Annotated in this window: 20 protein-coding genes and 1 pseudogene; 14 read left to right on the top strand and 7 right to left on the bottom strand. The window is 61.0% G+C overall.

Going from position 1 to position 21,826, the window contains the following annotated elements; translation table 11 throughout:
• Positions 1-80 precede the first annotated feature (80 nt).
• Positions 81-812, top strand: coding sequence for a GNAT family N-acetyltransferase (locus tag BB347_RS02030; protein WP_076578885.1), 732 nt, complete (start codon positions 81-83; stop codon positions 810-812).
• Positions 813-906: 94 nt separating this feature from the next.
• Positions 907-1,950 carry an NAD(P)/FAD-dependent oxidoreductase gene (locus BB347_RS02025; RefSeq protein WP_076578888.1) on the top strand — a complete coding sequence of 348 codons (1,044 nt, stop codon included), beginning with the start codon at positions 907-909 and terminating at the stop codon, positions 1,948-1,950.
• A 106-nt stretch (positions 1,951-2,056) separates the two neighbouring features.
• Here the strand turns inward: BB347_RS02025 and BB347_RS02020 are convergent, their stop codons facing one another.
• Complete coding sequence (locus tag BB347_RS02020) at positions 2,057-3,247, bottom strand: M24 family metallopeptidase (RefSeq protein WP_076578891.1); 1,191 nt, start codon at positions 3,245-3,247, stop codon at positions 2,057-2,059.
• 232 nt (positions 3,248-3,479) lie between these two features.
• Between BB347_RS02020 and aroA the strand changes: the two genes are divergently transcribed.
• Together aroA and BB347_RS02010 are read left to right on the top strand one after the other, a co-directional pair.
• Positions 3,480-4,775: a 3-phosphoshikimate 1-carboxyvinyltransferase gene (gene aroA / locus BB347_RS02015; protein WP_076578893.1), complete on the top strand. Its 1,296-nt coding sequence runs from the start codon at positions 3,480-3,482 to the stop codon at positions 4,773-4,775.
• 159 nt (positions 4,776-4,934) lie between these two features.
• On the top strand, positions 4,935-6,077 hold the full coding sequence (locus BB347_RS02010; protein ID WP_076578896.1) for a thiolase family protein: 1,143 nt from the start codon (positions 4,935-4,937) through the stop codon (positions 6,075-6,077).
• Positions 6,078-6,381: 304 nt separating this feature from the next.
• On the opposite strand, the gene BB347_RS18900 is transcribed toward BB347_RS02010, so the two are convergent.
• Complete coding sequence (locus BB347_RS18900; protein ID WP_139326959.1) at positions 6,382-6,603, bottom strand: hypothetical protein; 222 nt, start codon at positions 6,601-6,603, stop codon at positions 6,382-6,384.
• Positions 6,604-6,909: 306 nt separating this feature from the next.
• Between BB347_RS18900 and BB347_RS02005 the strand changes: the two are divergent.
• From BB347_RS02005 to BB347_RS19530, 4 genes and pseudogenes are all read left to right on the top strand, one after another.
• Positions 6,910-7,643: pseudogene (locus BB347_RS02005) on the top strand (IS6 family transposase).
• A 62-nt stretch (positions 7,644-7,705) separates the two neighbouring features.
• Positions 7,706-8,452, top strand: a complete 747-nt coding sequence (locus BB347_RS18895) for a hypothetical protein (protein WP_139326960.1) — start codon at positions 7,706-7,708, stop codon at positions 8,450-8,452.
• 873 nt (positions 8,453-9,325) lie between these two features.
• Entirely contained in the window at positions 9,326-10,264 is a 939-nt protein-coding gene (locus BB347_RS02000) for an alkaline phosphatase family protein (protein ID WP_236995978.1), read from the top strand.
• Positions 10,264-10,629, top strand: a complete 366-nt coding sequence (locus BB347_RS19530) for a hypothetical protein (protein ID WP_236995977.1) — start codon at positions 10,264-10,266, stop codon at positions 10,627-10,629. The genes BB347_RS02000 and BB347_RS19530 overlap by 1 nt, the downstream gene beginning before the upstream one ends.
• 119 nt (positions 10,630-10,748) lie before the next feature.
• On the opposite strand, the gene BB347_RS01995 is transcribed toward BB347_RS19530, so the two are convergent.
• Positions 10,749-11,231, bottom strand: coding sequence for a hypothetical protein (locus BB347_RS01995; protein WP_076578897.1), 483 nt, complete (start codon positions 11,229-11,231; stop codon positions 10,749-10,751).
• Between the two features lie 228 nt (positions 11,232-11,459).
• Between BB347_RS01995 and aroC the strand changes: the two genes are divergently transcribed.
• The 3 genes from aroC (at position 11,460) to BB347_RS01980 (ending at position 15,737) form a co-directional block, all read left to right on the top strand.
• Complete coding sequence (gene aroC, locus BB347_RS01990; protein ID WP_076578899.1) at positions 11,460-12,611, top strand: chorismate synthase; 1,152 nt, start codon at positions 11,460-11,462, stop codon at positions 12,609-12,611.
• Between the two features lie 283 nt (positions 12,612-12,894).
• Positions 12,895-14,799: a 2-oxoacid:acceptor oxidoreductase subunit alpha gene (locus BB347_RS01985; RefSeq protein WP_076578901.1), complete on the top strand. Its 1,905-nt coding sequence runs from the start codon at positions 12,895-12,897 to the stop codon at positions 14,797-14,799.
• Positions 14,800-14,801: 2 nt separating this feature from the next.
• Complete coding sequence (locus BB347_RS01980; RefSeq protein ID WP_076578903.1) at positions 14,802-15,737, top strand: thiamine pyrophosphate-dependent enzyme; 936 nt, start codon at positions 14,802-14,804, stop codon at positions 15,735-15,737.
• 126 nt (positions 15,738-15,863) lie between these two features.
• Here BB347_RS01980 and BB347_RS01975 read toward each other — a convergent pair whose 3' ends face one another.
• A complete protein-coding gene (locus BB347_RS01975) occupies positions 15,864-16,610 on the bottom strand; it encodes a LolA family protein (protein ID WP_076578905.1) in 747 nt (248 codons plus the stop codon).
• A gap of 70 nt (positions 16,611-16,680) precedes the next feature.
• Positions 16,681-16,995 carry a hypothetical protein gene (locus tag BB347_RS01970; protein ID WP_076578907.1) on the bottom strand — a complete coding sequence of 105 codons (315 nt, stop codon included), beginning with the start codon at positions 16,993-16,995 and terminating at the stop codon, positions 16,681-16,683.
• Between the two features lie 170 nt (positions 16,996-17,165).
• Between BB347_RS01970 and lrpA1 the strand changes: the two genes are divergently transcribed.
• The 3 genes from lrpA1 to BB347_RS01955 all read left to right on the top strand — a co-directional run bounded on the left by lrpA1 (position 17,166) and on the right by BB347_RS01955 (position 18,891).
• The gene (lrpA1, locus tag BB347_RS01965) at positions 17,166-17,594 is read left to right on the top strand and encodes an HTH-type transcriptional regulator LrpA1 (RefSeq protein WP_076578909.1); all 429 of its coding nucleotides are present in this window, start codon (positions 17,166-17,168) and stop codon (positions 17,592-17,594) included.
• A 108-nt stretch (positions 17,595-17,702) separates the two neighbouring features.
• On the top strand, positions 17,703-18,200 hold the full coding sequence (locus BB347_RS01960) for an SRPBCC family protein (protein ID WP_076580167.1): 498 nt from the start codon (positions 17,703-17,705) through the stop codon (positions 18,198-18,200).
• Positions 18,201-18,297: 97 nt separating this feature from the next.
• Complete coding sequence (locus BB347_RS01955; protein WP_076580169.1) at positions 18,298-18,891, top strand: nitrous oxide reductase accessory protein NosL; 594 nt, start codon at positions 18,298-18,300, stop codon at positions 18,889-18,891.
• 24 nt (positions 18,892-18,915) lie between these two features.
• On the opposite strand, the gene BB347_RS01950 is transcribed toward BB347_RS01955, so the two are convergent.
• The gene (locus BB347_RS01950; RefSeq protein ID WP_170871996.1) at positions 18,916-19,134 is read right to left on the bottom strand and encodes a MarR family transcriptional regulator; all 219 of its coding nucleotides are present in this window, start codon (positions 19,132-19,134) and stop codon (positions 18,916-18,918) included.
• 121 nt (positions 19,135-19,255) lie between these two features.
• Positions 19,256-21,745 carry a DNA topoisomerase I gene (locus BB347_RS01945; RefSeq protein WP_076578913.1) on the bottom strand — a complete coding sequence of 830 codons (2,490 nt, stop codon included), beginning with the start codon at positions 21,743-21,745 and terminating at the stop codon, positions 19,256-19,258.
• Between the last annotated feature and the right edge of the window lie 81 nt (positions 21,746-21,826).

Below are 21,826 nucleotides of genomic sequence, written 5' to 3'. Positions count from 1 at the left end.
GTCACCACATCCGTCGCTCGGCTGTCAGTGGTATGGTAGCAACGCCCAAGTTCTAAATCAGTGGTCGTCGTACTGACTCTATGGGAGCGATCGAGCGACCGACCTTTTCGTCGGACGCGAGCAGACAACTCTACGAGTACGTCGAACGGAACGGAACCGTCAAGCGACACAAGTTACTGGACGTCGTGTCGCTCCCGACCGACGAGTTTCGAGATCACCTGGAAGGACTCAAATCCGACGGCTATCTGGAAGAAGACGGCGGAACCCTCCAGATTTCCCTCGAGTTCGGGGCGATCACGGAGTACGAGATCGACGACCTCTCCTTCCTCGTTCGACCGGGGCGACAGGACGACTTCGACGGCCTCATCGAGACGATTCGAGACGTGACGGCGGCGGAAACGTACGTCGTCGCGGAGACCATCGCCGAGGAGTTGCTCTACGAAGACTCAGTGAGCAGACACAACGCCGTCAAATCGCGGATGTTCTTCGTCGCGAGCGTCGACGGCGAGGTCGTCGGCTGGACGCACCTCGACTTGCCGCAGGTCGAGCCGATGCAGGGGACCGCCCAGCAAACGGTGGGCGTCCGCGAGGCCTACCGCGGCAACGGCATCGGCACGAAACTGCTCGCCCGCGGAATCGAGTGGGCCGAAGCCAACGGCTACCGGAAAGTGTACAACAGCGTCCCGATCACCAACGACCGCGCCCTCGAGTTCCTGACCGTCCACGGCTGGGACACCGAGGCCATCCGCCGCGACCACTACGAAATCGACGGCGAGTGCGTCGACGAGGTGATGATGGCCTACGAACTGTGAGCGCCACGTCCACACTCGCGTTCTGAACCAGTATCGCGGTGTCGAACACACCGGCCGACAGTACTTGGGCGTCCGCCCCGAATGCAGATCCACTATGTGCAGAATCGGGATCGTCGGCGCTGGTGCGGCCGCTGCCGGCGCAGCGCACGCGATCGACGCCGGACTCGAGGACGCATCGATCACTGTCCTCGAGAAATCCCGCGGGTTGGGCGGTCGCGCAGCGACGCGACGCCGTAGCGACGTTCGCTACGACTACGGCGCGAACTACGTCAAATCGGGCGACGAGCGAGTCGACGAACTGCTCACGGAAACGCTCGAGACCGACGGGCTGTCCGACGTGAGCGAGCCGATCTGGACCTTCGATGGCACAGGCGAGGTGTCGGAAGGCCGGGACGCGGACGAACGCAAGTGGACGTACGAGAGCGGAGTGACACAACTCGCGAAACGACTGTTCGGACGGACCGACGCGACGGTTCACCGCGAGACCCGGGTCGAAACGCTGAGTCGGAACGCGAGCGACGAGACGTGGCGACTCGAGGACGGATCCGGCACCCGATGGGGCCCGTTCGACGCCATCGTGGTGACCCCGCCAGCGCCGCAAACGGCCGAACTCGTGCGTACGGCCGAGTGGGACCACGACAGTCGAGATTCGCTCGTCGAAGCCATCGACGGCGTTCCGTATCGAACGATCTGGACGGGCGTCTTTCACTATCCGTTCGCGCTCGAGCGACCCTACTACGCGTTGGTCAACACCGACAAGGACCACGAAATCGGGTGGCTCGCCCGCGAGGAGTGCAAACCCGGCCACGTCCCCGACGGCGAGTCGCTGTTGATCGTGCAGGCGAATCACGAGTGGTCGGTCGAACGCACCGACGCGGACCCGGAGGCGACGCTCGAGGAACTCGCCGAACTGACAGCAGAGCTGCTCGAGGACGACCGGCTGCTCGAGCCCGACTGGACGGACCACCAGTGCTGGCGGTACGCCCAGCCCGAAGCGGAGGTTTCACAGGAACCGTTGGGACGGGCGGAGAGCGTCGGGCTGTACTGTCTGGGCGATTGGGTCGTCGGCGAGGGGCGAGTCCACGCCGCGTTAGGCTGCGGACTCGAGGGTGGCGAGCGCATCGTCGAGCGCAACTAAGTAGGCATTCTGTTTGGCAGTCGAAAGTCACCCCGGCGGTGCGGGCAACCACGCTCGCGCGCACTCACAGCGATTGCGACGATCGCTATTCGGTCAGCGACGGTTGCTATTCGCTCGAGGGCTCGAGCCCGACCCGGTAGTCGGTCAGGTTCTCGTAGCCGTCCTCAGTCACCGCGATCAGATCCTCAATTCGCACGCCACCGACGGCAGGATCGTAGATTCCCGGTTCGATCGAGATGACGTGACCGGGCTCGAGTTCGCCGCCGGAGGGGGCGACGCTCGGCTGTTCGTGGATGTCGAGGCCGACGCCGTGGCCGGTGCTGTGAATGAAGCCGGTTTCGGTGCTGGGATCGCTTCGGAGGGTCTCGTAGCCGGCGTCTTCGATCACGTCGCAGGCGACGTCGTGGACGGCTTCGCCGGTGACGCCAGCCTCGACGGCCTCGAGTGCGGCCTCGTACGCTTCTTCCGTGACTTCGTAACGCCGTCGCGCTTCGTCGCCGGGGTCGCCGCGGGCGAACGTGCGCGTCATATCACCGAAGTAGCCCGTCTCCTTGTCGCGCGGGAAGATGTCGATCACGATCAGTTCGTCCACCTCGAGCGGGCCGCTGCCGCGGTCGTGTGGATCCGCGCCGTCCGCCGCGCAGGCCACGATGGTGTCGTCGAGTCCGCAACCGTGTCGGAGGAGGGTCACTTCGATCTCCGTCTTGACCCGTTCGCTCGTCAGCACCTCGCCGTCGTGGACCAGACTGCCGTCGTCGGCCACGTCGGCCGTCGCGATCAACTCCTCTGCGGTCGCCATCGCGGCCTCGTTGGCACGTTGGGTCGCACGGATCTGCTCGAGTTCCCACTCGTCTTTCGTCGATCGAACGTCTTCGACGAGGCCCTCGGGTTCGACCGTCACCGAGAGTCCCTGCTCGCGAAGGCCGTCCGCCGTCCCGGTCGGGAAGTTCCGGGGGACGGCGAGGGAGTCGACGCCGTGATCCTCGAGGAACGCGGCGATCAGTCGGCTCTTCGCCTCGTACGGGCCGTGTTCGGCGACGAGTTTTCGGTAGTCGTACTCGGAGCGACGCGTCACCGAGTCGGCTGCCGCTTCCGTCTTCGCTCGGCCGTACTCGAGTCCCGAAACGAGCAGGTGAACACCGTCTGGAGTGACGACGGTCTGATAGGGATCGGGAGCGGTGAAGCCGGAGACGTAGCGCTGGTCGGAATCCGACGCGTCCGCGTCGATACAGTAGCCATCCAGGTCGGTCGCCTCGAGATAGTCTCGCAACGGGGCGAAGTCGACGGTTGCGCTCATACGAGAGTCTGTGTCGAGCACCCACATAATTACGGCGAGTCACTTCCTCTGTCGCTTCGCTCCATCGATCGTGAACTCGCCGAACATCGCAAACCGTTGTGGTTTGCTCAATCCCGGCGAGTCACTTCCTCTATCGCTTCGTGTCGGTTCGCTCGATGAGTTGGCCAGTCCATCACGTCGAAACACTCCGAGGATCGGTATCGGTATAGGGCGGCCACTCCACAGAGCGAGCATGAACGTCACTATCACGCCCTCGAGTCTCGAGGGAGAGGCACGAGCCCCGCCCTCGAAGAGCTACACGCACCGGGCGATTCTCGCGGCAGGGTACGCGAGCGAGACGACCGTCCGCGACGCGCTCTGGAGTGCGGACACGCAGGCAACCGCCCGCGCCGTCGAGTTGTTCGGCGGGAGTGTCGAGCGACGCGCGGACGCTAGCCTCGCGGTCGAAGGCTTCGACGGGCGGCCTTCGGTCCCCGCGGACGTCATCGACTGCGACAACAGCGGGACCACGATGCGACTCGTTACGGCCGCGGCCGCGCTCGCGGACGGCACGTCGGTGCTCACCGGCGACGAATCGCTTCGCTCGCGGCCACAGGGTCCGCTGCTCGAAGCCGTGGGTGATCTCGACGGGGAGGCGTTCAGCACTCGAGACAACGGCCAGGCCCCGCTGGTCGTGACGGGCCCGATTTCGGGCGGAGAAGTCGCAATTCCGGGCGACGTCTCCTCGCAGTACATCACCGCCTTGCTCATGGCTGGTGCCGTCACCGAGGAGGGAGTCGACGTCGTTCTCGAGACCGAACTCAAGTCCGCACCGTACGTCGACATCACCCTCGAGGTGCTCGCGGATTTCGGCGTCGAGGCACGTAAGACCGGTGACGGATTCTCGGTCGAGGGCGGCCAATCCTACGGGACTACCAACGGAGAGTACGCCGTGCCCGGCGACTTCTCCTCGATTTCCTACCCGCTCGCGGCCGGTGCAATTGCCGCGGCTGACGGCGGCTCCGTCCGAATTACGGGGGCAAATCCGAGCGCACAGGGGGACACCGCCATCGTCGACATCGTCGACCGAATGGGTGCAGACGTGACGTGGGACCGAGACGCTGGAACGATCGACGTTTCGAGTGCCCCGCTCTCGGGTATCGAGGTCGACGTCGAAGATACGCCGGATCTGCTGCCGACGATCGCGACGCTGGGGGCCGTGGCCGATGGCGACACGCGGATTACGAACGCCGAGCACGTTCGCTACAAAGAAACCGACCGCGTGAGCGCGATGGCCGAAGAACTGGGCAAGATGGGCGTCGAGACGACCGAGGAACGCGACTCCCTGACCGTCCACGGCAGCGACTCCACGCTCTCCGGCGCGACCGTTCGCGGTCGGCACGATCACCGAATTATCATGTCGCTCGCACTCGCCGGCCTCGTGGCCGAGGGCGAGACGACGGTCGAGGGTGCCGACCACGTCGACGTCTCGTTCCCCGGCTTCTTCGAGATGCTCGAGGACCTGGGTGTCGCGCTCGAGCGAACATAACTCGCCGTTTGCTCTCTTTCACTCTCGTTGTTTGGCCCTTCCACTCTCGTTGTTTGTTCCTTCCACGCCCGCCGCCCGCCCCTTCCACTCGTAACTGCTCCCGGCAACTTGGTTACCGATTCACACATTTATTTACGCGTGGGCAACGAGTGGTAGCCAATGGCAGACACGACACCGGTGATCGTTAGTGCAGTTCGGACGGCACAAGGCAAAGAAGACGGCGCACTCTCGGAGTTTCGAAGCGAAGACCTCTCGATTCCGCTGGTCAACGAGATGCTCGCCGAGACCGGCCTCTCCGGCGACGATATCGACGATCTGATGTGGGGCTGCGCCCAGCAACGCGGCGAGCAGCGAACGAACATTGCGCGCCAAATCGCGCTCTTTTCGGATCTCGGTGAGGGCGTCCCGGCGACGACGGTCGATCGTCAGTGTGCATCCTCCGCGCAGGCAATTATCGGTGCCGCCGACTCGATCGCTGCAGGCCGCCAGCAGGCCGTCTTCGCGGGCGGCGTCGAGAGCATGAGCCGCGTGAAGATGGGAGCCGCCGACAGCGGCGAGATGCACCCGAAACTCGACGAGGAGTACGGCATGGAGAACCTCGCAATGGGCGTCACGGCCGAAAAGGTTGCTGAGAAGCACGGCATTTCGCGCGAAGAACAAGACGAGTACGGTGCTCGCAGCCAACAGCGCGCCGTCGACGCGACCGAGGAAGGTCGATTCGACGACGAAATCGTTCCCCTCGAGACCGAGGACGGAACCCACGACACTGACGAAGGGCTGCGTCCGGGAACGACGGCCGAGAAACTCGCGGAGTTGCCAACCGTTTTCAAAGAAGACGGCACCGTCACGCCGGGTAACGCCTCCCAGATCGCCGACGGGGCCGCGGGCGTCTTACTGACCAGCCGCGCATTCGCCGAGGAGAACGACCTCGAGGTCCTCGCGGAAGTCGGTACGAGCTACGTCGCCGGCGTCGATCCGACGGTCATGGGTGTCGGCCCAGTGCCGTCGACTGAAGGCTTGCTCGAGCGTGCGGGTCGAGAGATCGACGACTACGGCCTCGTCGAGATCAACGAAGCGTTCGCGAGCCAGACGCTGTACTCCCAGCAGGAACTCGGCATTCCGATGGATCAACTGAACGTCAACGGCGGCGCGATCGCGATCGGTCATCCACTCGGGTGTTCCGGTGCTCGCCTGCCCGTCACGCTCGTCCACGAGATGAACCGCCGCGGCGTCGAGCGAGGGATTGCGACCGAGTGCGTCGGCTTCGGTCAGGGAGCGGCGATCGAGTTCGAACTGCCCTGAAGCGTTTTCGCTAGCCCTTTTGGTCCTGATTTTTCGAGTTTGCTCGCGAACGTAGTGAGCGAAGAGTCTACGATGCACGGGAGTTCCTGTCTTTCCAGACGTTGTCGGGTCAATGGATCCGCTTCTGGTTCGCGTCGCTCTCCGGTCACTTGCGTGGTTCTCACACCGACCCGAAGCGCGCCACTCAAGATCGGTTGCTAGTAGGACTCAATACAGCTCGACGAATGCTAGCTTCCAGCACTGTGCGAGTAGCGATTATTAAGTGGCGCGTCATCTCTGGGTATGCGTCTGTGCAGTTGATTGATCAATCTACGCGCTCCCCGCGGGTTATGACGTATATGAGTAAACCAACTATTCCTGGAAAAATCCCAGCTAAGAATAGGAACGCAATTCCGACACCCCACTGCCAAGCCCAACCACTCTGCCGCGATTTTGCATCATCATAGACCCATTTCCCAGCAAGAACTGAAATGAAGACAATCAATAATGTTGCCATTATCAACTCAGGTAAGCCAACAACCACCATAGATTTACTATGGCCTCGAGCGTATAATAATTTGTGTTATTGCTGCTCAGGAAAATGTGAATTCAAAAACTGTAGGTGACTCGTTGGTTCTAACGCCATGTGATACTCCAATAGGATTTTTATTTGACCTATAAATATATGATTTCCGAAATAACCATTACATATACCTTGGTCTCTCATTTCTCGCAAACCATCCATATACACCTCTAAGACTTAGAACTGGCTTATTATGCTAAAATATAAATAAACTTCAACAAAATGTCTAATAATGTGATTTGGAGCACTGTTTAGATGAGGGTTTGAGGAATGAGCGGGTGGTGGAGAGAAGTACTCGTACAACTTGCTAACTTGCTCAGAAAGGCCTTAGACGTGGATTGTGGTGAGTTTGGGAGAACAAGCGCACCCCGACACCCGTCAGGGTATTTGAGGTGCGACTGCATTCGTCAGAATTGTCAGTTCGGGAGTTCGTCTCAGTGTTCAAATTACTTGTTGTCAATCGTTCTCATACCGCAATTTGGAGGGGGACGCACAAGCTTTCGGAGGCTCAGAGTGACCCACGGATGTCTGCGAGAGCTTAGCGAAGGAAACGTTCTGAGACCAGCGGAGCCGTCGCGGGTCGCAGTCGACGAGAAACAGACCGAGGTCGGCGGCGAAAAGAAGTAGACGTACTTCGCGATCGACACAGAATCGAAACTACTGCTCGGAATCGACGTGTTCAGCCGTCACGGGATTGACCCTGGGGCGGCGTTCCTGCATCGACCCATCGCGAAACAAGATATGATGAGTCAGAGATTCTCGTTGATGCTGGCGGCTATCTAACTGCCCTTACTCGCCACGAATTGAGCGGTCAGCTCGACTATAGTTCAAAACTACGTAAAAAAGTTGTTACAGACCGTCTGATGGGGATCGACCGTTTTCAATCTTTCCGGCAGCGCAGTCCGGCCAGTGCACGCCTCTGGCTCAGACGCTTCAGACACCATTATAACCACGATCGGCCGAATCAAGCGCTCGATGGTCGAACGCCAGCTGAGAGGTGCTGAAATGAACAGTATCGGTTTAATTGCCAAAACATTTAATGTTAGGGCAGCTAAATCAACATTGTATGTCAAAATACAATAGAAGAAGTATATTGAAAAAGACAGGAAATGTGTCAGTTGTTGGTCTATTAGTTGCTGGAAATAGCGGCACTGTAGCTGGTAGCCCAGACAAAACCAATCGAGGACAAACCGATTTGGATATTGACATTGATTTCAGTCCAAATGATGAAGAGGCTATTGGCCAATTCTTTGAGGATCTGCGTGATCTATCCGAAAAGGAAATTGTGGAGACTCATGAACTTTTGAATGAACCACAAGCTGAAGCAGTCACTGAGGCATTAGAGGATCTTGTGATTAATGGTGAAAAGACTGGGGAAGATGAGGGAGAAGAAGTGAACGATGGCCCATCAACTCAAATCAATCGTGAGCAAAATGTCTCAGAGACTGCTACTGTTTGGGCACGTCACTGGTGTACAGGGCATAAGGTCTGGGAGCTTGAACTCAAAGTAGAATGGGACTATATGATTGGTGATCTTATGGCTGTGACAAAAACACCTGATTCGACCGTTCACGACTCGACTTGGACTGATAATGGAACATCAACTGCCTGGTTACATGATGAAGATGACGCTGGTATGGATGAAAATGAATGGGAAGCATACCACCAACACCAATTTCAATATCTTGGAGGTGGACCAGTGCCATCCGTCGGATACAGCCCCTATATTCACATGAAGGGAGGTGATTATTGGCCTGCAGAAATAGTTGACAAACATGAAAATCTGTCAGATAATGCCTGCATAGTATGGTAGGCTAATCTAAAATAATTTGGGGGATCGAAAGCTTACTCTGCTCCCAAACCCATTCGATCACACTCGACTCAGTCGCTATTGGGGTTTCCACCTGATCTATCTAGCCACGCTGCTTCCCAAATTACCGGTCAGGTCTTTAACCTGACAGAGCAGGAATAATATCTCAAGATCACCGCATGTATAGAACCGTCACATACCACCACGTTCGCGCAAGGGCGTCTCGTATCTTTCCGGAAGTGATATTTTAAATTCAGCTCCTTAGATATTAATATCGCCGGCGATGTTGTTGATCCATCCGATTAAGGGATATACGTGTAACGCCTATTAATCTAGCAGCGCTTCGGCGTGGTCTCCGTTCGGGAGTCGCTATTTCGAGTCTACCGGGGTGCCCTCGAAATACGTAGGTGGGCGCTCGTCGTAGTGGATCGAATAGTGAGGACTGAGTATTACATGTCGCAGCGAAATGATCCGCCAACTGTTGCTGATCACCTCACCGTATTTTCGAATGGCCATCCAACCGTCTCTCCCGTAAATCTCAGCCGCTGGCGTCGGCTCATCAACGTCGTGCTTTGATTGCAACGGCTCTGGTGAATCACTAGGCGGCGTTGACTTCCTCCCAGAGATTATCCCGCTCGAGGCGTCATGTTGGGACGATCGTGGTTGTCACCTCGAGAAATCCGGCGGTGACGGTTCAGTCGGTTGGACTCAAAAAATAGTGTAACACTACAACCCGGCGTAGTATGGCAATTCACCAGAGCCATTGCAACCGACTACGAATTGGTGCATTGGCTCGCAATTACGGTAGGTCTTGATCGCTTGCTTCGCCTCAAGTGAAGCCCCTATATTTTTTGTGTCGACGCCGTAGCTCTGGCCATGCGCACCGACCTCGAGCGGCGTCTCCGAAATCGACAAACCGAGGACGGCTACCTGTTTCCCGACTACGAGGACTACTGCTTCGCCAACGTGCCAGATACGGTCGCGACAGTACTCGGAGCGGACGATGTCGTCGACCGACCGCTCCCCCACGACGTCCTCGCGGATCTCGGCGACGACTACGACCGGGTGCTGGTCGTCGTCGTCGACGGCTTCGGCCTCGAGTTCTGGAACCGCCACGACCACCCGCTGCTCGAGCGACTCGAGGCCGCGGGGACCGTCTCGCCGCTGACGGCGACCTACCCCTCCGAGACGGCAGCGGCGATGACGACTTTCCACACGGGACGGCTGCCCGCCTCCCACGGCGTGCTCGGGTGGGACGTCTACGATCCGATAGACGAGGCCTCCTACGAGGCGTTCACGGTCGACGTCAAAGCCGGCGACGAGTCGGTCGATCACGACCTGCAGGACGTTTTCGAGGGGCCGCCGATCTATCCAGCCCTCTCGAGGGCGGGCATCGACTGTCACCACGTCGTCCCGTTCGAGGAGACCTACGACGGCGCGGTCGCTCACACCTACGATTTGGACCTCGAGGCGGGTCCGGCCACCGAATCCGACGGCGTCGAAGCCGATCCGACCACCGAACTCGACAGCTTCGAGGCCACAGTCGAATCGGCGTTCGACGCCGCCGACGATCCGGCGTATCTGTACGCCTATCTGCCACAGATCGACAGCGTCGCACACGCCTCAGGCACTCACAGCGACGCCTATCGGGAGACCGTTGGGGCCACCTTCGACGCCCTCGAGCGTGCGCTCTCGCGAATCGGGTCGGACGACGGCAGCGAGGCTGGCGAAACGCTGCTCGTCCTCACGGCCGATCACGGCCACGTCGATACCGTCCCCGAGCACAACATCGACCTCGAGACCGACGCCAACTGATGGGCCACCTTGAGCACCACGCCGACGGCAAACCGGTGTACGCCGGGAGCCCGCGAAACCTTCATCTACACCTGCAGGAACCCGACCGCGAACGCGAGCGAGTGCGGACGATGGTCGCCGAGCGCCTCGACGCGAAAATCTTCACCCGAGAGGAAGCCCTCGAACGGGAACTGTTCGGCGACGGACCGATAAGCGAGACGTTTCGGCGACGAGTCGGTGATCTGGTTGTCTGTCACCGCGACCGGTCGGTCTGGTACGGCAGCGACCGCGCCCACCTCGAGTTGGTCGGCGTCCACGGCGGCCTCCACCCCGACGAGATGCTGGTACCGTTCGCAGCGTGTGATCTCGAGGCCGTCCTCGTGTGAGAACGACCCCCGTCAGGAGTCGGGTGGTTCTCAGGTCGGGACTCGAGTGAGTCTCGGGGCGGGACTCGAGTCGCATGTCACGATTCGAATGGCTCTTCGGGGCCGATCGCTGTGGCTGATTACTCCGAGCAGTGATCGGCGTCCGACTCCGTCCGCACGTCGGCCGCACCGTCCTCGAGAACCAACAGTTCCGTTGCGGGACAGGGCTGGTCGAACGTGGCGGGCTCGAGGGTCGTCGATTCGACGGAACTCCCGTCTTCGGTGACCGTGACGGTGTATCGGTCGCGCTCCTGGAGCACGACGACGACGTGATCCTCGGAGGTGAGGTCGTAAGTCCCGTCGAGGGAGACGTCACCGCTGCCCGACTCGATCTCGAGGGCGAGCGAGTGGGGGTCGACGTCGCGGTTCCAGATCCGCAGGCGGTGGGAGGGGTGGTCGTCCGACGCCAACCCGAGGACGGCGCGAGCGACGGGGTCGTCCGGGTTCGCAGGGAGGGGCGGTGCGTCGTCGTCTTGCCCGAGTACTGGCCCGGCGAGCGAGAGACCGCCCGCGGCGGCGACAGTCGAGCGGGCAACACCGGCGAGCAACGAACGGCGGTGCATGTGACACGTGCGCATACGTCGATTGTGGCAAAGACAGTTGGGATAGCTAGGGAAAAAGGACGGTCGCTGCCGCCTATCGGTGGCGTTTCCGGTTGCGTCGGTGACAGAGGCTGGAACGACAGCGTGTGGAACGACCGAAACCGTCTGTAGACGCGTAGTTCGGGACGACCCGGACCCGGCTCTGCGAATCATGCACCGCTAAGTGTCCCCGTCTCCCAGAGGTGAGTAATGAACGGCAACCGCTTCGGTCGCCTCTTTCAGGTGACCACGTTCGGTGAGAGCCACGGGGAGGCGATGGGGTGTACCGTCTCGGGGTGCCCCGCCGGTCTCGAGCTCTCGGAGGAGGACATTCAGGCAGATCTGGACCGCCGGAAGCCGGGCCAGTCGATGATCACGACCAGTCGCGGCGAACCAGACGACGTCTCGATCAAATCGGGCGTGCAAGACGGCTACACGACCGGGACGCCAATCGGGATGGTCATCCAGAACAAGGACGCGAGATCGGGCAAGTACGAGCCCTTCATCACGGCTCCTCGACCCTCCCACGGCGACTTTACGTACTCCGCGAAGTTCGGCACGCGAAACTGGGGCGGCGGCGGTCGCTCGTCGGCCAGAGAGACGGTCAACTGGGTCGCTGCAGGTGCCATCGCGAAGAAACTCCTCGCGACGCAAGGAATCGAACTCAAGGCACACGTCAACCAGATCGGCGACGTGGAGGCTCCCGAAGTGACCTTCGAGGAGATACTCGAGCACAGCGAGGAAAACGACGTGCGCTGTGCCCACCCCGAGACGGCCGACGAGATGCAGGAGCTGATCGCGGACTACCAGGAAGAAGGCGACTCCATCGGCGGGAGCATCTACTTCGAAGCACAGGGTGTCCCCGTCGGACTCGGTGCGCCGCGATTCGACTCGCTCTCGGCCCGACTCGGCCAAGCGATGATGGCCGTTCCGGCGACGACGGCCTTCGAGTTCGGGCTGGGAACCGAAGCCGCAGAGTGGACCGGCAAGGACCGAAACGACGATTGGGAGTTCGACTCCGAGGGCAACCCGACGCCCGTCGAGAACGATCACGGCGGGATTCAAGGCGGCATCTCGAGTGGCGAACCCATCTACGGCGAGGTCACGCTTCACGCGCCGACGTCGATTCCAAAGAGCCAGCAGACGGCCGACTGGGAGACGGGCGAGTTGAAAGAAGAGAAAGTCATCGGCCGTCACGACCCCGTGCTCCCGCCGCGGGGCGTTCCCGTCGTCGAGGCGATGCTCGCACTGACGCTCGTCGACTTCATGTTCCTCTCCGGACGACTCAACCCCGACCGCGTCGACGACCAGCCGGGCGAGTACGACACGGACTACCACCCGAGCAATCCGGCGAACGAATAGGGAGACCCTCGAGCGAGCAAGAGGCAGCGACTCGAGCCGTCAACCAATCATATAGCTATTTCTGATATTGCAAAATTAGCGACGACGATGTATCGAGTCGCTGTTCGATCATTCACAAACACACACAACTGTAGCTAATTCCTCCAATGTTAATGGTCGATAATCTCCGATAGTGTGTGGTTGTGCATTCTTCACGATTGATGCATGATAATCTATAGCAAAGGCTTTAGGTTTTGTAGGGCAAATTTCTGCGTACGGTTGGCCCACCGGCCACTGATTTACTATGAGCGACGATGAACTCATCTGGCGAATCGCAGGCGGTTCCGGTGACGGGATCGACTCGACGAGTCAGAACTTTGCGAAGGCGCTGATGCGCTCGGGGCTCAACGTATTCACCCATCGGCACTATCCGTCGCGAATTCGCGGCGGCCACACGTACGTCGAGATCCGAGCTGCAGCACGCGAGGTACAGTCACGTGGGGACGGCTACAACTTCCTGCTCGCGCTGGGCGACTCGTTCGCCCGAAACCCACAGGAAGAAGCCTACTACGGGAACGAGGAGATCAAACCGCTCTCGGAAAACTTAGACGAACTCCGGGAGGGCGGCATCATCGTCTACGACGAAGGGCTCGTCGACGACGAAGACATCGAGGAGGTCGACCTCGAGGAACGCGCCGAGGAGAACGACTGGCACGTCTTCCCGATGGATCTCCGCGGCCTCGCCAAGGAACACGGCCGCGAGGTCATGCGAAACACTGCCGGCGTCGGCGTCACCGCGGCGTTGCTCGACATGGACCTCGAGCACATCGAGGACCTGATGGAAGACGCCATGGGTGGGGACATTCTCGAGGCGAACCTCGAGATTCTCCACGAGGCCTACGACACCGTCAACGAGGAGTACGACTTCGAGCACGAGCTTCGTGCCCCGACGGGCGAACACGACGCCGAACAGGCGCTGCTCTCGGGCTCGAACGCGATCGCCTACGGCGCGATCGACGCCGGCTGTCGCTTCATCGCCGGCTACCCGATGACGCCGTGGACGGACGTGTTCACCATCCTCAGCCAGAACTTCCCAGATATGGGCGGTATCTCCGAACAGGTCGAAGACGAGATCGCGGCGGCCGCGCTCGCGGTCGGTGCGAGCCACGCCGGCGTGAAAGCCATGTCCGGTTCCTCGGGCGGTGGCTTCGCGCTGATGTCCGAGCCACTCGGCCTCGCTGAGATGACCGAGACGCCGGTCGTCCTCATCGAATCGATGCGAGCCGGCCCTTCGACGGGAATGCCGACGAAGCCCGAACAGGCCGACCTCGAGCACGTCCTCTACACGAGTCAGGGTGACTCCCAGCGCGTCGTTTTCGCGCCGGGGAACATCGAGGAGGCCTACGAGCAGACACGACTGGCCTTCGACATCGCCTGGGATTACCAGATCCCGACGATCGTCATCTACGACCAGAAGCTCTCCGGCGAGAACCAGAACGTCGACGTCGAGTTCTTCGATCGAGACGTCTCGCCGGACCTCGGTTCGACGCTGACCGAAGAAGAACTGAAGGAGGCCGCACACGACGCTTCTGGAAAATTCAAGCGCTTCGATTACAACGAGGCGACCGACGGCGTCGTCTCGCGGTCGATCCCCGGCCAGAAGGGCGGGCGTTACCTCGCGACCGGGAACGAACACTCCCCGGTCGGCCACATCAGCGAAGATCCGGACAACCGCGTCTTCCAGATGGAACGTCGCCTCGAGAAACTCGAGAAGATCCGCGAGGAACTCGACGAGGAGCGCGACTCCACGCAGACGTACTTCGGCGACGAAGACGCGGAGTACGGTATCATCACGTGGGGCTCCTCGCAGGGTGCCGTCGAAGAAGCCATCGGTCGCTTGAACGAACAAGGCCACTCCGTAAAGGGGATCAGCGTCTCCGACATGATGCCCTTCGCGGAAACGGAAGTGACCGAGTTCTTGGAGAGCGTCGACGAGGCGATGGTCGTCGAGATGAACGCGACAGCCCAGTTCCGCGGCTTGATTCAGAAGGAACTCGGTCGCTTCGGCGACAAGATGACCAGCCTGCTCAAGTTCAACGGGAACCCCTTCGAGCCCGCCGAAATCGTCGAGGGCTACGAAGTCAATCTCGCCGACGAGGACCGCGAACCGACAGCACAGGTGCGAATCGAACCCGTCGCAGGTGACTAATCATGAGTGCATTCAACGCAATCGGCGAAGAACGAGAGATCGACCGGGACGAGTTCACCCCCGGTGTCGAACCCCAGCCGACCTGGTGTCCGGGCTGTGGCGACTTCGGCGTCCTGAAGTCGCTCAAACAGGCCCTCCCCGAGGTCGGGAAGACTCCCGAGGAGGTCCTGACCGTCACCGGAATCGGCTGTTCCGGCAAGCTGAACAGCTACCTCGACACGTACGGCTTCCACACGATCCACGGCCGCTCGCTGCCCGTGGCTCGCGCCGCGAAACTCGCGAACCCCGAACTCGAGGTCATCGCCGCTGGCGGTGACGGTGACGGGTACGGCATCGGCGGCAACCACTGGATCCACACGGCTCGAGAGAACCACGACATGACGTACATCGTCTTCAACAACGAGATCTTCGGCCTGACGAAGGGCCAGACTTCACCGACGAGTCCGAAGGGTCACAAGTCGAAGACCCAGCCCTCCGGAAGCGCGAAGACGCCGCTGCGTCCACTCTCGACCTCACTGGACGCCGGTGCGAGCTACATCGCCCGCACGGCGGCCGTCAACCCGAACCAGGCCAAGGAGATCATCAAGGAGGCCATCGAACACGACGGCTTCGCCCACGTCGACTTCCTGACGCAGTGTCCGACGTGGAACAAGGACGCTCGTCAGTACGTCCCCTACATCGACGTCCAGGAGTCCGACGACTACGACTTCGACATCACCGACCGACGCGAAGCCGCCGAGATGATGCACGAAACCGAGGACGTGCTCAACGAGGGCACCGTCCTCACCGGTCGCTACTACGTCGACGAGGATCGGCCATCCTACACGCAAGAGAAGGAAGCCGTCGGCGAGATGCCAGACGAGCCACTCGCCGAACGCTACTTCGACGACGACGCCGAGTGGGAGCGCAGCTACGACCTCCTCGAGCGACACACGTAGCGACACACGTAACGACCCACACTCGAGTCGACGACGACTCGAGTTCCCGTGGCGGCCCGGGTTTCCATAGCGACCCGGGTTTCCGTAGCGTCCCGATCACCCGACAGTTCCGCGATTCCATTCGTTCTACACGGTTGTCGCGTTATTTGGCTCGAACGTGAACCGGTCGTCCGCGAGTTCCTTGTCGAACGTCACGTCCGTGTAGGTGATCGAAACCTCGAGCGATCGATCGTCGTCTTGGACGTGATACTCGAGTGGGAAGTGGTACTCGTCGTCAGTGACGAGTTCGACGCTGTCCGCGTACGTGCCGTCGACGTCGCTGGTCTCGAGTGGGAGGATGTACTCCGTGTCTCCGACGGCGACGCCGATCGAGCGTTCGATCGTCTCGTTCGACGGCGGATCGAAGCCGGCGCGGAACGCGTCGTATCCGTCGCTCGTCGTCTCCTCGACGTCAGTCAACTCGTACTCCTCGACGTAGCGACTCTGCTCGTCGTAGACGAACGAGAAGTAGGTGTGTGCTGTGGCGTCCGAGTCGCGGGTGGTCGATGTCTCGTTTTCCGCGTCGTAGTACCAGACCGAATTGCCGTCGTCGACTCTGAGGAAGTCGCTTCCGTCGTCGAGGTCACCGATTTGACTCGTTCCGTCGTCGGCTATCCAGACGGGTTCGCTGATCGTCTCTCGCTCGCCCTCGAGTTCAATTTCGACCTCGAGCGTCGCCGACATCGTCTCGGGTGGCTCGGCCGACTCGACGTCGTCTGGAAATTCGGATTCCAGCGAATCGGAGCCAGAAAAGGAGACACAACCGGCACCGACGACCGTCACCGCGAGGACGACCACGACCACTACCGTCGATACGCGATCGGTTCGTGGCATTTTCGTGCGTGTCTCTTGGCTGTCGTATTGAGTGTACCGGCTGGCGTATCAAACGCTCCGTCGACGGCCCTCACCCGCGATAGCCCCACCCGCGCGCGAAGCGCTTCGTCGCGTAGCTCAAGACGAAGAGCGTAACGATGAGTGCCCCGAAGGCAGCCGGATTGTAGCCGTAGAGCAGCTGATGAACCGCATAGATCACGACGAGCACGCCCATGAGCAAGGCGGTCCCACCGGCCCACCGCGAGACGTACGCCGGGTCGACGGACTCGTCGTAGTCGACGTGGAGATCGGCTCGTCCCCGAAAGGCGATGATGTATCCCAAGACGAGGATCACGATTCCACAGACCAGCCAGATCGTCCCGCTTACGAGGTTGAAGTCGACCATACGCCGTGGTCACGTCTGGGGACAACGAGCGAATAAGTGCCCCGGTCCCGACTCGCCGACGATCGGGCACAGTATCTGTTTCTGGTAAGACCAGTAGCCCGTATACCGTCAGGATAGTCGACGTTTTCGTATACAAAAGATATTTTCCCGTCCGAGCAAAACGATACCCTATGAGCACACAGGCGACGGAAGATCGCATCCTCGAGGTCCTCGAAGAGGATGCTCAGGCATCGTACGCCGAAATCGCCACCCGGGCGGACGTTTCGAAGCCGACGGTCCGAAAGTACATCAACCAACTCGAGGAAGAGGGCGTGATCGTCGGCTACTCCGCGGACATCGACCCCAAAAAGCTCTCGAGTAAGACGATCGCGATGGTGGGGATCGACGTCGCGAGCGAACGCTACGTCGAGGCGACGAAGGCGCTCAAGGCCCTCGAGCAGATCGAAGCCCTCTACAGTTCCAGTGGCGATCACATGCTGATGGCCGAGGTGCGCGCCGCCGACGGCGACGCCCTCGGCGAGATCATCTCCGACGATATCCTCGAGATCGACGGCGTCACTGCGGCACACCCGTCGTTCCTTCAAGAGCGACTCAAATAATCGTTCACGGACCGTCTCTGCTTGCGGTTCTCTCGATCGAGCGCGACGCGTTGGATCGAAACTGAGGACGGCCACGCTATTTTCACCACGGCACTCGTGGGCTCACCCGTGGCAACGTACGAACGGCAAACGACCGTCGACGCACCGCTCGAGGAGGTCTGGCAGTTTCACTCGCGAATCGAGGGGCTCGAGGCGCTCACCCCCGACTGGACGGGGCTTCGCGTCGAGGGAAGGATCGGCCCCGACGGGAACTCGGAAATTGATGTCCTCGAGGCCGGAACCGAGATTTCGCTGTCGATGCGTCCGTTCGGAATCGGGCCGCGCCAGTACCTGACGTCGGTGATCGTGGACCGCAAGCGCGGCGACGGCGTCGCTCGGTTTCGCGACGGAATGGCCCACGGGCCGTTCGAGCGCTGGTTGCACACCCACACGTTCGTCGCTGACGGCAGTGCGACCGTCGTCCGAGACCGCGTCGAGTACGAGTTGCCGTACGGAACGACACCCGGAATCGGTCGACTCGTAGCCGCGGCAACACCGTTCTCGTGGGTGGGATTCGAAGCCGCGTTTCGGTATCGCCATCGGCTGACGAAGGCGCTTCTCGAGTGAAACGGGTGTTTTCGATGAAAACCCGACTGGAGTGGTCCACCGATCGTTCGACGACGGAACCACGTCCGTTTTGGTGGTCGGCCCGATACCCTCGAGTATGGCAGACCACGGCGGCCGATCACTTGACCGACGACACCTCCTCGGCGTGCTCGGCTCGAGTGCACTCGTCGGACTCGCGGGCTGTAGCGGTGGCGACGACGAGGAAGACGATGAGGACGAGGAAGACGACGAATTCGAACCGAACATGGAGCATCCGGGTGACGAACCGGTCGACTTCAGCGACGACCAGAGCTGTCCGGTCTGTTCGATGACCCCGACGGACTACCCCGATTTGCAGAGTCAGATCGCACACGACGACGGTCAGGGCGCGGCCTTCGATTCGCCGGGGTGCATGCTGGCGTACCACGTCAATAACTCCGCAGACGCCGACGTCGAAGGCGCGTGGACGATCGACCACGAGACGGGTGACCTCATCGACGCCACAGAGGCGTACTTCGTCGTAATTACCGACGAAGACGAAGCAAACGACCCGATGGGGATCGATCCGCGCGTGTTCGAAGACGAAGACGACGCACGGGAGTTTATGGAAGAGTGGGATGCAGAGGACCTCTCGGAGGACGACATCATCGGCTTCGAGGATATCGATTACGACGTTGCACTCATCTATCGACCGAGCCATCTCGACGCGTAAATAGCCAGGTAACGACGGTATCGATCAGTGCTCAGAAAGCGCCGCGAGGTGTTTCTCTCCGGTGTCCGTAATCGAATACACGCCGCCCGAAACCTGCCGAACGTGGCCGGCCGCCTGCAGTTCGTGACACTTCGTGGCCACCGTCATCGGGTGGGCATCGACGGCGGACGCTAACGCCGTCGTTTCGACCGCCCCGCGCTCGTCGAGTATCCCTAACAGCACTCGACTCGAGCAATTGGTCATCGTCTGCCACCATGCTACGGCAAAATATGTCATAATAGTTTCGGAACATTCTCCAGTAATGATTAGTCGACTGTGGGAATAGTAAACCGGAAGAAGTGACGGCTTCGACGAGCGAGCGTGCTCAGGCTTTCGCCTGCCAAGAGCGAACGCGATCGGCACTGACGCCGTCGACGTCTTCGGCGACCGTATCGGGATCGGCCTCGGTCAGATCCGCGAGGCTCTCGATCCCGGCGGTCTCGAGTTTTTCGACCGTCTTCGCGCCGACGCCCTCGAGGGACTCGAGGTCGGAGCCGCTGTCGCTCTCTCGGGCCTGAAACTCCTGATAGTTACAGATCGGACAACCCAGCTCCCAGGGGTCGTCGCCGCTGTGGACGAGCAGTTCGGGGAGGTCGTGCTCCTCGCAGCGTTCGTCGGTGACTTCGATGTCGCCGCGACGCGGCAGGGGCAGCGAGTACTCGCAGTCGGGATAACGCGTACAGCCGACGAGCCTCGAGCCGCTCTGGAGCGTTTTGACGGCGAGTTCGCCTCCCTCGTCGCTGCCACACTCCGGACACTCGCCGAGGACCGGCCCTTCGCCGGCGTCTTCGGCTTTACAGAGCGGACACCCGTGGACGAACGTCTGGCGGCCCGCGAGCATCTTCACCTCGTTCAGACCGTGGTCTTCACACTCGCTCTCGAGGATGAGCGGTTTGCCCGTCGAGGGCAGGGGCAGCGTGTTCTCACAGTCGGGATAGCCGTCACAGCCGACGAAGTACGAGCCGTGGCGACTGCGTCGAACGAGCAGGTCCTCGCCGCACTCGGGACACGGGCCGAGCCGTTTGTCGTCCTTGAGCGACTTGCGCAACTGGTCGCCGATTTCGTCGCGCGAGTCCGCGAGGTTCGCGAAGATCTCCTCTAACATCTCGCGGGACTCGTCGGTGACGTCGTCCAGGGTAGCATCGCCGTTCGCGATGGCGTCCATGTCCGCCTCGAGTTGGGCTGTCATGTCCTCGCTGACGACGCGGTCGGCGTAGTCCTCCGCAGCCGTGACGACGGCCATCGCCAGCCGGGTCGGCCGCGGCGGATCGCTCTCGACGTAGCCCCGGTCGTAGAGTTTCTCGAGGATGTCGTGGCGAGTCGACTTCGTCCCGATCCCCAGCGATTCCATCGTCTCGATGAGCCGGGACTGGCCGTATCGACGTGGTGGCTGGGTCTCTTTCTCCTCGAGGTCGACGTCGACCAGCGCGAGTTCTTCGCCCTCGTCGACGTTCGGGACGAAGTTCTCACTGGTGTTGAAGTACGGGTAGACGTCGTGGTAGCCCGCTTCGACGAGGCGTTTCCCGTTGGACTTCATGCGGTAGTCGTCGACCTCGGTAACGACCTTGAGGTGCTCCCAGATGGCTGCTTCGGCGACCGTCGCGTAGAACCGACGAACGACGAGTTCGAAGATCTCCCACTCGTCGTCGCTCACGTCGCCGCCGCGGGAGGGAATCTCACCCGTCGGATGGATTGGCGGGTGGTCGGTCGTCTCCTCGTCACCCTCAGTGGGGACGATGTCGTCGTCCGACTCGAGCAGCGATTCGGCCGACTCGCCGAGCGTCGGGTGGCCGACGAAGTCGTCGAGCAGTTCCTCGGGGTCTAAGTCGTCGGGGTAGACGGTGTTGTCCGTCCGGGGGTAGGTGATGTAGCCCGCGGTGTAGAGGTCCTCGGCGATCGACATCGCCCGCTTGGCCGAGTAGCCGATCGCGCTCGCCGCGCGGATGAACTGGGTCGTGTTGAACGGCGTCGGGGGGGTGTCCGTCCGCGTTCGCCGGTTGACGTCGACGACCGTCGCGCTGTCGCGCTCGCTGAGGGTCTCGAAGACCTCGCTCGCGACGGCTTCCTCCCAGACGCGCTCGGCTTCGTTGTCGTCTTCGTCGCGGTAGAAGTACTGGGCGTCGAACGTGGCCTCGCCGTCCTTCTCGAGGTCGGCAAACAGTTCCCAGTAGGTCTCCGGATCGAAGGCTTCGATCTCGCGCTCGCGGTCGACGATCAACTTGAGCGTCGGTGACTGGACGCGTCCGACGGAGATGAAGTCGTTCCCGAGTTGGCCCGAGGACAGTGAGAGAAAGCGGGTCAGCGCGGCACCCCAGATGAGGTCGATGATCTGTCGGGCTTCGCCGGCGGCCGCGAGGTCGAAGTCGAGTTCGTCCGGTTCGTCGAACGCGCTCGTAACCTCGTTTTCGGTGATCGAGGAGAACCGAACTCGCTGAATCGGGACGTCGTCGTCCACGTTGCGGACGATGTCGTAGGCTTCCTTCCCGATCAGTTCCCCTTCGCGGTCGTAGTCCGTCGCGATCGTCACTCGTTCCGCCTTCCGAGAGAGGATGCGAAGCGTCGCAACGATATTCTCTTTCGTCGCCGTCTTCTCGACGTCCGCGTCGATCAATTCGACGGGTTCGACGTCCCGCCAGTCGGAGTACTCGGCGGGGAAGTCGACGCCGACGACGTGCCCCGAGAGCCCGACGCAGCGTTTGCCACCCCACTCGTAGACGTTGACGCCCTTGGTCCGAGTCGAGTCGTACGTGCCACCGCTCAGAATATCGGCGATCCGTCTCGCGGCGTTGTTCTTCTCGGTGATGATTAATTCCACGAGGGATCACCTCCGTGAACGGTCACTCCCAGAATGTGGTGACGAGTGATCTGCATTGACGAGCGCTACGACTGAGAATTT

It is taken from the genome of Natronorubrum daqingense (assembly GCF_001971705.1).
In the GTDB taxonomy this organism is placed as follows: domain Archaea; phylum Halobacteriota; class Halobacteria; order Halobacteriales; family Natrialbaceae; genus Natronorubrum; species Natronorubrum daqingense.
This window is presented reverse-complemented; position numbering and strand designations above follow the sequence as displayed.

What these genes read in the sequence shown, in the direction of transcription:
- BB347_RS02030 (WP_076578885.1), top strand. Translation starts at nt 81, where the DNA reads ATGGGAGCGATCGAGCGACCGACCTTTTCGTCGGACGCGAGCAGACAA.
- BB347_RS02025 (WP_076578888.1), top strand. Translation starts at nt 907, where the DNA reads ATGTGCAGAATCGGGATCGTCGGCGCTGGTGCGGCCGCTGCCGGCGCA.
- BB347_RS02020 (WP_076578891.1), bottom strand. Translation starts at nt 3,247, where the DNA reads ATGAGCGCAACCGTCGACTTCGCCCCGTTGCGAGACTATCTCGAGGCG.
- aroA (WP_076578893.1), top strand. Translation starts at nt 3,480, where the DNA reads ATGAACGTCACTATCACGCCCTCGAGTCTCGAGGGAGAGGCACGAGCC.
- BB347_RS02010 (WP_076578896.1), top strand. Translation starts at nt 4,935, where the DNA reads ATGGCAGACACGACACCGGTGATCGTTAGTGCAGTTCGGACGGCACAA.
- BB347_RS18900 (WP_139326959.1), bottom strand. Translation starts at nt 6,603, where the DNA reads ATGGTGGTTGTTGGCTTACCTGAGTTGATAATGGCAACATTATTGATT.
- BB347_RS18895 (WP_139326960.1), top strand. Translation starts at nt 7,706, where the DNA reads ATGTCAAAATACAATAGAAGAAGTATATTGAAAAAGACAGGAAATGTG.
- BB347_RS02000 (WP_236995978.1), top strand. Translation starts at nt 9,326, where the DNA reads ATGCGCACCGACCTCGAGCGGCGTCTCCGAAATCGACAAACCGAGGAC.
- BB347_RS19530 (WP_236995977.1), top strand. Translation starts at nt 10,264, where the DNA reads ATGGGCCACCTTGAGCACCACGCCGACGGCAAACCGGTGTACGCCGGG.
- BB347_RS01995 (WP_076578897.1), bottom strand. Translation starts at nt 11,231, where the DNA reads ATGCACCGCCGTTCGTTGCTCGCCGGTGTTGCCCGCTCGACTGTCGCC.
- aroC (WP_076578899.1), top strand. Translation starts at nt 11,460, where the DNA reads ATGAACGGCAACCGCTTCGGTCGCCTCTTTCAGGTGACCACGTTCGGT.
- BB347_RS01985 (WP_076578901.1), top strand. Translation starts at nt 12,895, where the DNA reads ATGAGCGACGATGAACTCATCTGGCGAATCGCAGGCGGTTCCGGTGAC.
- BB347_RS01980 (WP_076578903.1), top strand. Translation starts at nt 14,802, where the DNA reads ATGAGTGCATTCAACGCAATCGGCGAAGAACGAGAGATCGACCGGGAC.
- BB347_RS01975 (WP_076578905.1), bottom strand. Translation starts at nt 16,610, where the DNA reads ATGCCACGAACCGATCGCGTATCGACGGTAGTGGTCGTGGTCGTCCTC.
- BB347_RS01970 (WP_076578907.1), bottom strand. Translation starts at nt 16,995, where the DNA reads ATGGTCGACTTCAACCTCGTAAGCGGGACGATCTGGCTGGTCTGTGGA.
- lrpA1 (WP_076578909.1), top strand. Translation starts at nt 17,166, where the DNA reads ATGAGCACACAGGCGACGGAAGATCGCATCCTCGAGGTCCTCGAAGAG.
- BB347_RS01955 (WP_076580169.1), top strand. Translation starts at nt 18,298, where the DNA reads ATGGCAGACCACGGCGGCCGATCACTTGACCGACGACACCTCCTCGGC.
- BB347_RS01950 (WP_170871996.1), bottom strand. Translation starts at nt 19,134, where the DNA reads ATGACCAATTGCTCGAGTCGAGTGCTGTTAGGGATACTCGACGAGCGC.